The following is an 11,707-nucleotide window of genomic DNA, read 5'->3' as shown; positions in this document are numbered from 1 at the left end:
ATCTTCGTATTGATGCTAATTTTAGCCATAAAAATACCCTCGGAGTTGAATTTCCAACTCTGGGGGTACACGTCAGAGCGGTCTTTTTTGTTATTCAAAGTGTTTAAGGTAGGTCTCAACCGACCGGTTTTCTCCACGGATAACCGCAATGTTGGTCAGTTCACCAGCGTGATGGTAGCCGTTCTTCTGAAATAATTGCTGGCTGGGCAGGTTACGCTCATAGATGTGGGCCACAATGGTTTTAACTCCCAGGTGGCGGGCCTGCTGGTCAATGAACGCCAGGGTTGCGGACCCGAGGTGCTGGTGTTGAAACTGGTCGTCAAAATAAATGGAGATTTCTACCGTTTGGGCAAAATTAGGGTGAGGAAAGAACACTTCCAACCCGACCCAGCCAGCAACCTGGCCTGCTTTTTCCACCACCCACAACGGATGGTGGTCATCGTACGAATGAAACCACTTTTGACGACTGCTAACCGTTTGTGGCTGGTCGTCATCGGTGGCAATGCCATGCCTAACCGCCTGGTTATAAATCGCTACGATCTGGGGCAAGTCGCCACTAGTTGCCTTTCGCCAACTTACTTCTGCCATTTTTCCACTCTCCTTATCACTCCCTTATTATGACGGCTGACTAGCGATTCAACAAGGGAAAGCAACTAGACCAGCTTGACAATTCTTGGCAGAGAGGGTACATTATGGTCAACAAACCTTTAACGTTAGTCCCGTGAGGCTAGCAAGGTGATGACGGATAAAATGAGTTCGAGTGGTGAACTCTAACCAAACGCCGACACTTCCTTCACGGGTGGTGTGGGCGTTTTTTTGTGGAGTAATCCAGAGGAGGAACTCATGAAGACACAACAACTGGTGGAAAAGAAAAACTTTGTGACCGTCAAGGACTTAGATGCGCAGACTGTAATGAAGCTGATTAACCGGGCAGAGTATTTCAAGGCTGGTGGAGCGGTAGAAAAACTGACTAAGCCGGTTTACGTTGCTAACCTGTTCTTTGAAAATTCGACCCGGACCCACAATAGCTTTGGGATGGCTGAACGCAAACTGGGCTTGACTGAATTGCCGGTGGATACTGCACACAGTTCAATGAGCAAAGGGGAAACGCTTTATGACACTCTCTTGATGCTCAATGCGTTGGGAGTTGACCTGGCCGTGATGCGGCACTCACAAAACGGCTTTTACGAACCGTTGATTCATCCACAACCGTACCAGCACCTGGACATGGGGATTGTCAATGCTGGTGATGGTAATGGTCAGCATCCATCGCAGTGCATGCTAGACATGATGACCATTCACGAACATTTTGGTCACTTTGCAGGTTTGAAGGTGGCAATTGTTGGTGACATTCACTATTCCCGGGTTGCACGCAGCAACATGGAAATGCTCAACAAACTTGGCGCCAAGGTTTACTTCTCGGGCCCCTCATACTGGTATGACCACCAGTTTGATGCCTACGGAACTTTCTTACCAATCGACGAGCTGGTCGGCCAGGTCGACGTACTGAACTTGTTGCGGGTCCAGCATGAACGCCACGCCGGTGATCCGAACGAAAAGTCGTTTGACAAGGAACAATATTTTGCCAAGTACGGGATCAACCAGCAACGTTATGACGCGATGAAGGAAAATGCCATTATTATGCACCCAGGTCCGATTAACCACGGGGTGGAACTGGCTGGCAATTTGGTAGAAGCACCAAAGTCGGCTTATGTGACCCAGGTGCAAAACGGGGTCTTCATGCGGATGGCAATGTTGGAAAGTGTCATGCGCGGTCGCAATTTAGGAGGTTTGAAATAGATGCCAACCCATAAAACTTTAATCAAGAGTGGCCTGGTTGATGTCATGGGCCAGCTGGTGCACACTGACGTGTTAATCACTGATGGTCAAATTGCAGCGATGGGTCACCACCTGGTTGATGAACAACTAGCTGACGAAGTGATTGATGCCAGTAACTTGCTGGTCACCCCCGGATTGGTCGATGTTCACGTCCACTACCGGGAACCGGGGCAAACTTACAAGGAAACCATTCACACCGGTTCACTGGCGGCAGCGCACGGTGGGTTTACCACTGTGGGGGCCATGGCCAACGTCGATCCCACGCCAGACACAGCGGCAAAAATGAAAGCGATGGAGGACCGTAACGCCAAAGAGGGCGTCATCCATATCAAGCAGTACTCACCGGTAACGGTTGACCGGGCGGGAAAGCAGGTGGTTGATTTTACGGCACAGCGGCAAGCGGGAGCCTTTGCCTTTTCAGATGACGGTAATGGTATTCAAACGGCTGGAGTGATGTACCGGGCTCTTCAGCAGGCGGCTGAAACTGACAGCATCGTCGCGGCCCACGTTGAAGATAACTCACTGACCTTTGGCGGGGTGATCAATGCAGGCAAGAAAGCCAAACAACTCGGTGTCCCTGGCAAGATCAGTGCCAGCGAAACTTCCCAGCTAGCTCGTGACCTGATTCTTTGCCAGGCTACTGGCGGTCACTATCACATGTGTCACGTTTCAACTAAGGAAAGTTTGGAATTGATCCGGATTGCCAAGGAAATGGGGTTGAACGTCACCTGTGAGGTTGCTCCCCACCACCTGCTGCTCAACGATGACGAAATTGTCGGTTGCGACTCCAATTACAAGATGAACCCACCGCTTCGTCATGAAGAGGACCGGCAAGCACTGATCGGTGGCCTATTGGATGGGACGATTGACATGATTGCGACCGACCACGCACCACACGCTGACAGTGAAAAGCCCCATGATGACTTGCTCCACGCGGCGAATGGGATTACCGGCAGCGAAACCTGTTTCAACAAGCTTTACACCGAATTTGTCAAACCGGGAATCTTTAGTCTCGAGCAGTTGTTACACTGGTTGACCGACGCTCCCGCTGACGTCTTTAAGCTTAAGGGGGCCGGGCGGCTAGCGCCTGGTTTGCCAGCCGACATCGCCATCTTCGATTTGAAGAGTTCACACGTGCTGAGCGACGATGAGTACCTGTCCAAGGGGAAGAACACCCCATTCACTGGTGATACTGTTTACGGAACAACGGTATTGACGATGGTTGACGGTCGCGTGGTTTACCAAAGGGAGGACCGGAAATGAGTAAAAAGTACCTGATTTTAGAAGACGGGACAGTCTTTGAGGGGGAAGCCTTTGGGGCTGACCGGTCAACGACGGGCGAAGTTGTCTTTACTACCGGAATGACTGGCTACCAGGAAGCAATCACTGACCAGTCTTATGCTAATCAGATCCTGGTTTTTACTAACCCACTAATTGGTAACTATGGGGTAACGTTAGACGACTATGAATCGTTACAGCCTCATATCAAGGGAGTGATTTGTCGAGAAGTTGCCAACCATCCGTGCAACTGGCGAATGCAGGACACCCTGCCGCACTTCCTGGAACAAAATGGGATTCCCGGATTAAAGGGAATTGACACGCGTGAATTGGTTCGCCAATTACGGGTTCATGGTACGCTCCGTGGTCGATTGGCCAACAGTGTTGACGATGCTGACCAGGTAGCAGCCGAGTTAAAACAGGCAAACCCAACAGCCAATATTATTCAGGAAGTTTCCACCAAGACACCGTTCCCTAACCCTGGCACTAAGCGAAATATTGTGGTGGTCGACTTTGGGCTGAAAAACAGTATTCTGCGGGAACTGGCGAAGCGCGACTGCAACGTGATTGTTTTGCCGTATGATACGCCAGCTTCACAGATCCTCAACCTCAAACCAGACGGCGTCTTGCTCAGCAATGGTCCCGGCGACCCGAAAGAGATGGCGGTAGCCTTCCCAATGGTTCGTGAAGTGGAGAAACACCTGCCACTGTTTGGGATTTGCATGGGTCACCAGGTCTTCGCGCTGGCTAATGGTGCCGACACCTACCAAATGAAGTTTGGGCACCGTGGCTTTAACCACCCGGTACGTGAACTGGCAACCGGGACAATCGCCTTTACCTCGCAGAACCACGGTTACGCGGTTGACCCGCAATCAATTGCCAAGACGCCACTAATGGTGACCCGGGTAGAAATTAACGACAATACCGTTGAAGGTCTCCAGCACCGTCAATACCCGGCATTCTCGGTCCAATTCCACCCGGATGCTGCCCCAGGTCCGCACGATGCGGTATCAATTTTTGATGACTTTATGAGTATGGTTGACCAACGGAGAAAGGAAGCCCACGATGCCAAAGAGAACTGATATTCACAAAATTATGGTGATTGGGTCCGGCCCAATTATTATTGGGCAGGCCGCCGAATTCGACTATTCAGGAACCCAGGCCTGTCTGGCCCTGCGTGAAGAGGGTTATGAGACGGTCCTGGTCAACTCTAACCCCGCGACGATCATGACCGATACGGAGATTGCGGACAAAGTTTATATCGAACCGCTGACGACAGAATCGGTCTCCCGAATTCTCCGTCAAGAGTATCCGGACGCAATCTTGCCGACGTTAGGTGGCCAGATTGGGTTGAACCTAGCAGTCTCACTCTCGAAGTCAGGAATTCTCAACGAATTGGGAATTGAACTACTGGGGACCAAACTGTACTCGATTGATGAGGCGGAGGACCGTGAAAAGTTCAAGGAACTGATGTTAAAACTGGGTGAGCCAGTACCAGCCTCCAAGACGGTTACCACCGTGGACGATGCACTGGCCTTTGCCGACCAGATTGGCTATCCGGTTATCGTCCGTCCGGCGTTCACGATGGGCGGCACTGGTGGTGGGATCTGCAAGAATAAGGCAGAACTATCCCGGATTGCTGAAAACGGGCTGGACTTGTCCCCGGCAACGCAGTGTTTGATTGAAAAGTCAATTGCCGGTTACAAGGAAATTGAATTCGAAGTTATGCGCGACGCCAATGACAACGCGATGGTGGTTTGCTGCATGGAAAACTTTGATCCGGTGGGGATTCACACTGGTGACTCCATCGTCTTCTCGCCATCACAGACCTTGTCTGACCGTGAATATCAGATGCTTCGTGACTGTGCATTAAAGTTAATCCGGGCGCTCAAGATTGAAGGGGGCTGCAACGTGCAGCTAGCGCTGGACCCGAACAGCTACCACTATGACGTCATTGAAGTCAACCCCCGGGTATCCCGTTCTTCCGCATTAGCATCAAAGGCAACTGGCTACCCGATTGCCAAAATGGCGGCCAAGATTGCGGTTGGGTTAACGCTCGACGAAATTAAGAACCCCGTTACCGGGACGACTTATGCGGAGTTCGAACCAGCCCTGGACTATGTTGTCTGCAAGATTCCTCGCTGGCCGTTTGACAAGTTTACCCGGGCTGACCGGCGGCTGGGTAGTCAGATGAAGGCGACGGGTGAAGTGATGGCCATCGGTCGCAGTGCTGAAGAAGCATTGCAAAAGGCGGTTCGCTCACTGGAAATTGACGTCAAAGACCTCTTTTCACCAGTTGCACACACCGCTTCCGATGCCGACCTCGAAGAAAAGCTGGTTCATGCTCAAGATGATCGACTCTTCTACCTGGCAGAAGCCTTTCGCCGTGGCTACTCCCTGGACACAGTCCATGAGCTCACTAAGATTACTCCTTACTTCCTGGATATTATTGACCACCTGGTTAAGCTGGAAAAGACCATTGCTGCTAGTCCGAACGACCTCGCCGTACTGAAGCAGGCGAAGCGCTATGGCTTTAGTGACCAGACGATCGCCAACCTTTGGCAGCAGACGGCCGATGATGTTCGCAATTTCCGGCTCCAGCACCAATTAGCGCCAGTTTACAAGATGGTCGATACTTGTGCGGCCGAATTTGAATCACAAACGCCTTACATGTACAGTACCTATGACCGGGAAAACGAAAGTCAGCAACTATCTGACAAGTCCGTGCTGGTAATCGGTTCTGGCCCCATCCGGATTGGACAGGGGGTGGAGTTTGACTACGCCACCGTTCACAGTGTCCGGGCCATTCAACGGTTGGGCTATAAGGCGATTGTCATCAACTCCAACCCCGAAACGGTTTCGACGGACTTCTCCATTTCAGATAAACTGTACTTCGAACCATTAACGTTGGAAGACGTCCTCAACGTTATTGACATTGAAAAACCACTAGGGGTGATTGTCCAGTTTGGTGGTCAAACGGCGATCAACCTAGCAGCGGGGCTTCATGCCCATGGCGTTAAGATTCTGGGAACGACGGTCGATGACCTTGATAAGGCCGAGGACCGTGAAGAATTTGATGAGACCATTAAACGGCTGCACCTCCACCAGCCGGTTGGTTTGACTGCCACCACCCACCAGGGGGTCGTCGATGCTGCCCACCAGATTGGCTACCCGGTACTCGTTCGGCCATCATACGTTCTCGGTGGCAAGGCGATGGAAATCGTCTACAACGACGCCGAATTGGACGAGTACTTGACGGAGAATGCCAACATTGCGACTGACCACCCGATCTTGATTGACTCTTACCTTGACGGGACCGAGTGTGAAGTGGACGCCATCTGCGATGGTCAGCGGGTATTGCTGCCCGGAATTATGGAACACATTGAGCATGCCGGGGTTCACTCTGGTGACTCAATGGCGGTTTACCCGTCGCAAACACTGAGTGCCGACGTCAAGCAACAGATTGTCGACGCTACCAGCAAACTGGCGATTGCCCTCAAGTGTATTGGGATTATGAACATCCAGTTCATTGTTAGTCACGGTCAGGTTTATATCCTGGAAGTTAACCCACGGGCAAGTCGGACAGTGCCGTTCTTAAGTAAGATTACCGGGATTGAAATGGCCCAGGTGGCGACCCGGGTTATCCTGGGACAATCGCTGGCTGCGCAAGGGTACCCGAATGGCCTGGCACCAGAACCGGATAATGTTTACGTCAAGGCGCCAGTCTTCAGTTTCAATAAGCTAGCCGACGTTGACTCCTACTTAGGACCAGAAATGAAGTCGACTGGTGAAGTGATGGGTGCTGACCAGACCTTCCAAAAGGCGCTGATGAAGGCCTTTGCCGGTGCTAAGATGCAAATTCCGGATAACGGGACAGTGCTGCTGACCATCGAAGATAATGATAAACAGCAGATTTTGCCGTTGGCCAAGCGCTTTGCTACCATTGGTTACCGGATCATGGCGACTGCGGGGACGGCTAAGTTCCTGCGGGATCACGGCCTGCACGTGGAAGTCGTGACAAAGGTCCATGAAGACCCAAAGGCCGACCACAATATTTTGCAGGTGATCGAAGATGGCAAGGTCGACTTGGTAATTAACACGATGGGGCACGACCTCGAAAAGACGTCAGACGGCTTCATCATTCGCCAGGTTGCGATTTCCTACAACGTGCCGTTGCTAACGGCGTTGGATACGGTTGATGCGTTGCTGAAGGCCTTAGAATCACGGTCATTCTACGTTCACCCGGTCCAAACCAACCGTGGTGAAAAACAATAAATTGTCAGATAAACTGAACAAAATAAGGAATTCTGCTTTTCTTGAAGGGAAGAGCGAATTCCTTTTTATTTTCCCTTGTCAGCAGCCAGAGAATATGGTAAAGTCTAGTAGTTGATTTAAATATGACTCTGCCTAAGACTCAGGTGGCGAAAGCCTTAATCTTCTGCCTGCCGAGGAAGAATAAAATTCCTTCTCTATGTCTGCGGTCATAGGGATTTTTTAATCCTAATCTTCAATTTGTGTTCAGGAGGTGAAATCAATGAGTGAAGCTGCTATTGCTAAAAAGGCGGAAATCGTTAAGCAAACGGTTGAACTGCTGAACAACGCTGAATCAGCGATTGTCGTTGACTACCGTGGTTTGTCAGTTGCCGAAGTTACCGATTTACGTAAGCAACTGCGTGATGCCGATGTGCACATGCACGTTATCAAGAACAAGGTTCTGGACCGGGCTGTTGAAGGCACTGGCTACGAAGACCTGCGGGATACTTTCGTTGGCCCTACTGCCGTGGCCTTCTCTGATGAAGACCCAATCGCTCCAGCAAAGATTCTGAAGAAGTTTGCTGACGACCACGACCAACTGTCCATCAAGGGTGGGTTCATCGAAAAGGATGTTAAGACTCTCGACGAAATCAACACCTTTGCAACGATGCCAAGCCGCGACGAACTGCTTTCCATGCTTGCATCTGCACTGTCCGACCCAATGCGGAAGATCGCACGGGCCGTCAAGGCGGTTGCCGACAAGGAAAACGAAGCCGCATAAGCTGGTCATTAGTTTTTACCTTGGATTTAACCAAATCAAAAACAATAAACCAATAACATTGGAGGAAAATTAACATGGCTTTTGATAAAGATGCTATTATTGCTTCCCTGAAGGAAGCTTCAATCTCTGACCTTAACGACCTGGTTAAGGCTATCGAAGACGAATTTGACGTTTCTGCAGCTGCTCCAGTTGCAGTTGCCGGTGCTGCCGGTGGTGACGCTGCTGCTAAGGACAGCTTCACTGTTGAACTGACTGAACCTGGCCAAGCTAAGGTTAAGGTTATCAAGGCCGTTAAGGACATCACTGGTCTTGGCCTGAAGGATGCTAAGGCCCTCGTTGACGGTGCTCCTAAGGCTGTTAAGGAAGACGTCAAGGAAGACGAAGCAAACGACATCAAGGAAAAGCTGGAAGCTGCCGGTGCTACTGTTACCCTGAAGTAATCAGGCTGGCAATTAACTACTTTTCGAACCGTGTGAGTGTTACACTCATGCGGTTTTTTGTTTTGGCTCGTTAATCCTGCAAAGGAAGCGAGGATATGATATCTTAAAATTATGATCAACGAGGAGGGTGTTGACGATGAAACAGGTGGCAACCCTTGCCGGTTTGGATTCCAACGGGAGCGCGGGACTGGCGGCGGACCTGCACGCTTTTTTTGCTGATGGAGTATATGGTCACGGGATCCTCACAGCGGCAGTGGCGGAAAATGCAACGAGGATCACGGCTGCTCAGACCATGCCGGTTGACTTTGTGGAAGCTGAACTGACTGCATTGAGAGATTTTCCGATCGCTGCGGTCAAAACCGGGATGATGGCCAACGGTGAGATTGTTAAGGCGGTTGTTGATCGTTGTCCGGGTGGGGTTCCACTGGTTGTTGACCCGGTGATTATCACGAAACAGGGCGACCACCTTCTGGATCAAGCAGCACTCACTGTCTTTTGCCAGCAATTATTGCCAAAGGCGACGGTGATCACACCAAACTTTCTTGAAGCGCAGGTGCTGGTTGACCATCAGCTGTCCACTCCTGAAGACTTGCTAACGGCTGCTTACCAAATACAGCAGATAGGCGCTGCTAACGTGGTGATTAAGGGCAAGCACCCGACAGGAGACCAGGAGCCAGTCATTTCTAGTTTAGTATTATTAGCTGATGGTCAAAGTTTTTGGATCAACAACGAGTTTGTGAAAGCTAAAAAGGCCAATGGTGCAGGGGATACTTTTTCGGCGATTATCGCGGCTGAACTGGCGAAGGGCCAGCCGGTTTTAACAGCGATTGAGCAGGCCAATGATTTTGTTGTCGCCGCCATCAAAAAGCCGCTGGGGATTGGGCAGCATTTTGGTCCGCTCAACCACTGGGCCGGTCAAAGCTGGCGACAATGTGATGATTAGGATAGTGTTTTTTGGTAAAATAGTGATATAAACCATTATTTTAAGGGAGTTGTTAGTCATGAAAGCAGATACATACTTTGATCATGAACATATTAGTCAGGTATTGGATGAGATGGAAGTTCTGGTAATTGGGATGCACGACGGTGAAAGCATTTATCAGACGCCGGTTCATTTTGGTTACGAAGAAGTCGATGGGCAGTATACCTTCTGGTTCCATGGCGATGATTCGCATACGACGGGCCGTTTGCTGGCCGCTGATCCACATGTTGGTTTTGAACTGGACGGTGGTCAGGAATTCATGCTGGTGCCAAAACCGTTCCACTACAGTGCGAAGTTTAAGAGTGTCATTGGGCAGGGGATTGTTACGAAGGTGACGGACCACGCCGAAATGATCCACGGACTAGAAGTGATGACGGACCATTACATCAAAAACCACCCGCAGTATACTGATAAAATGCTCGGCAAGGTGGCTGTTTGGCGGCTGGATGCCAATAAGATTTCGGCCCGGATCCATATTCCGGCAGCCATCAAGGATGGTAGTAATGATGGGCAACTGAGCGGGACGGAAACGGTTTATGGCGACCCGAACACGAAGGTTGACCTGGACGCCCTTGCCAGTGCGTCAGTTAATGCCGACTACTCTGACGTTTACCAGGAACCAACTGAGGAGAAGGACAGTAAGCAAGAGAAGAAGTAGGGGTAACCGAGAAGCAAAGCAAGGCAGTGAGCAACCACGCTCACTGCCTTGCTTATTTATTTTTTATGCTTTAAATGGGTCCCAGCTATACTTGGCGCGAGCACCACCGATTAATTTCGGCCGACAACGCAAGTAACGGGTATGGGCGGCGCCCACCGTCGCGACGGACGTTCGAACCGGAATTTGGACAAACTGAATGTGCATGCCAATGTCACAATCGCCGATGTCCATCCCAGCATTTGCGGTAATATGTTCGACTTCAACCGGGTCGTCAAAGCGCTGGAAGGCTGCAATTTGCGCGGCACCACTGGCGTTCATCGACGGGTAAACCGTTACGATTTCCAAGTGATGTTTTTCGGCAACGCGCCGTTCAACAGTTAGGGCGCGGTTGATTTCAACACAGCCCTCGACAGCCAACTCAATCCCTTGGGGATGGAGGAGGTCATAGAGTGTATCGACGACTGCCTTGCCAATTTCGGCGGACGGTGCACTGGCCATTTTGGCTCCAGCAATGGCGCTGGTGGAGATGCCAAGAACGAAAATATCGCCCTGTTGAAGGTGAGCCTGCTCAAGTAACTCCTGAGCCCCTTGAGCAACCTGCTCCTTAACTTTTGCAAGTTCTACTGTCATTGTTTCACCCCTTTCTTCCTAGTATAAAGGAGGAATCAAAGCGTTGTCTAGCTAAAAAAGGCCGGTGCGTTAACACCGGTCTAGTGAAGTATTTATTACTTTTCGTTCGGATCCTTAACATGGTAGTCATTATCGTGCATGGCTTCCACAGCGCCGAGGCGGTAACCATTCCCAACCTGACTAAAGAAGTCGTGGTTGGAAGTGGTTGTGGAAATCCCGTTCATGACAACGGGGTTAACGTCAGAACTAGTATCTGGGAAGAGTGGTTCCTGGCCGAGGTTCATCAGCGCCTTGTTGGCGTTGTAACGGATAAAGGTCAGGACATCATCGGTCCAGCCAACAGTATCGTAGAGGGTGTGAGTGTACTTTTCTTCGTTATCGTACAACTCATAGAGGAAGTCATACATCCAGTCCTTCATGTCCTGTTGTTGCTTTTCCGTCAGGTCGTGCATCCCCACCTGGAACTTGTAGCCGATGTACGTCCCGTGAACACTTTCGTCCCGCAGGATCAGCTTAATGATCTCGGCAACGTTGTTTAGCTGGTTGTGACCCAGGTAGTAGAGTGGGGTGTAGAAACCAGAGTAGAAGAGGAAGGTTTCCAAAAAGACGTTGGCAATCTTTTTTTTCAATGGGTTAACGCTGTCATCCAGGTAAAGGTTGGCGATCCGAACGGCCTTATTCTGCAGGAATTCTTCAGAATCTGACCACTGGAAGATTTCACGGATTTCTTCGGCGGAGTTCAAAGTAGAAAAGATGGTCGAGTAGGACTTAGCGTGAACCGACTCCATAAACTGGATGTTGTTCAGTACCGCTGTTTCATGTGGCGTCTTGACGTCCTCCTTGAG

General features: G+C 50.5%; 11 protein-coding genes and 1 other annotated feature. Of the genes, 8 read left to right on the top strand and 3 right to left on the bottom strand.

Annotation, left to right across the window (positions count from 1 at the left end):
* Positions 1-90 precede the first annotated feature (90 nt).
* The gene (locus tag Q0E49_RS07140) at positions 91-588 is read right to left on the bottom strand and encodes a GNAT family N-acetyltransferase (protein ID WP_295747484.1); all 498 of its coding nucleotides are present in this window, start codon (positions 586-588) and stop codon (positions 91-93) included.
* Between the two features lie 255 nt (positions 589-843).
* On the opposite strand from Q0E49_RS07140, the gene Q0E49_RS07135 reads away from it, so the two are divergent.
* The 8 genes from Q0E49_RS07135 (at position 844) to Q0E49_RS07100 (ending at position 10,232) form a co-directional block, all read left to right on the top strand.
* On the top strand, positions 844-1,800 hold the full coding sequence (locus tag Q0E49_RS07135) for an aspartate carbamoyltransferase catalytic subunit (RefSeq protein ID WP_295747482.1): 957 nt from the start codon (positions 844-846) through the stop codon (positions 1,798-1,800).
* Positions 1,801-3,102: a dihydroorotase gene (locus Q0E49_RS07130; RefSeq protein ID WP_295747480.1), complete on the top strand. Its 1,302-nt coding sequence runs from the start codon at positions 1,801-1,803 to the stop codon at positions 3,100-3,102.
* Positions 3,099-4,199 carry a carbamoyl phosphate synthase small subunit gene (locus Q0E49_RS07125; RefSeq protein ID WP_295747478.1) on the top strand — a complete coding sequence of 367 codons (1,101 nt, stop codon included), beginning with the start codon at positions 3,099-3,101 and terminating at the stop codon, positions 4,197-4,199. Before Q0E49_RS07130 ends, Q0E49_RS07125 begins: the two co-directional genes overlap by 4 nt.
* Positions 4,183-7,392 (top strand): carbamoyl-phosphate synthase large subunit, encoded by a 3,210-nt coding sequence (gene carB / locus Q0E49_RS07120; protein WP_295747476.1) that lies wholly within the window; start codon positions 4,183-4,185, stop codon positions 7,390-7,392. Before Q0E49_RS07125 ends, carB begins: the two co-directional genes overlap by 17 nt.
* A gap of 113 nt (positions 7,393-7,505) precedes the next feature.
* Positions 7,506-7,622: a sequence feature (ribosomal protein L10 leader region), on the top strand.
* Between the two features lie 29 nt (positions 7,623-7,651).
* Complete coding sequence (gene rplJ, locus Q0E49_RS07115; RefSeq protein WP_295747474.1) at positions 7,652-8,152, top strand: 50S ribosomal protein L10; 501 nt, start codon at positions 7,652-7,654, stop codon at positions 8,150-8,152.
* A 74-nt stretch (positions 8,153-8,226) separates the two neighbouring features.
* Positions 8,227-8,592 carry a 50S ribosomal protein L7/L12 gene (gene rplL, locus Q0E49_RS07110; protein ID WP_102280922.1) on the top strand — a complete coding sequence of 122 codons (366 nt, stop codon included), beginning with the start codon at positions 8,227-8,229 and terminating at the stop codon, positions 8,590-8,592.
* Between the two features lie 136 nt (positions 8,593-8,728).
* The gene (thiD, locus tag Q0E49_RS07105) at positions 8,729-9,535 is read left to right on the top strand and encodes a bifunctional hydroxymethylpyrimidine kinase/phosphomethylpyrimidine kinase (RefSeq protein WP_295747472.1); all 807 of its coding nucleotides are present in this window, start codon (positions 8,729-8,731) and stop codon (positions 9,533-9,535) included.
* Between the two features lie 58 nt (positions 9,536-9,593).
* Positions 9,594-10,232: a pyridoxamine 5'-phosphate oxidase family protein gene (locus tag Q0E49_RS07100; protein ID WP_295747470.1), complete on the top strand. Its 639-nt coding sequence runs from the start codon at positions 9,594-9,596 to the stop codon at positions 10,230-10,232.
* Between the two features lie 63 nt (positions 10,233-10,295).
* Here Q0E49_RS07100 and Q0E49_RS07095 read toward each other — a convergent pair whose 3' ends face one another.
* Entirely contained in the window at positions 10,296-10,862 is a 567-nt protein-coding gene (locus tag Q0E49_RS07095) for a TIGR01440 family protein (protein ID WP_295747468.1), read from the bottom strand.
* Positions 10,863-10,957: 95 nt separating this feature from the next.
* On the bottom strand, positions 10,958-11,707 hold a 750-nt coding region (gene nrdF, locus Q0E49_RS07090), incomplete at its 5' end, for a class 1b ribonucleoside-diphosphate reductase subunit beta (protein ID WP_295747466.1).

It is taken from the genome of uncultured Limosilactobacillus sp. (assembly GCF_934202235.1).
GTDB lineage: Bacteria > Bacillota > Bacilli > Lactobacillales > Lactobacillaceae > Limosilactobacillus.
This window is presented reverse-complemented; position numbering and strand designations above follow the sequence as displayed.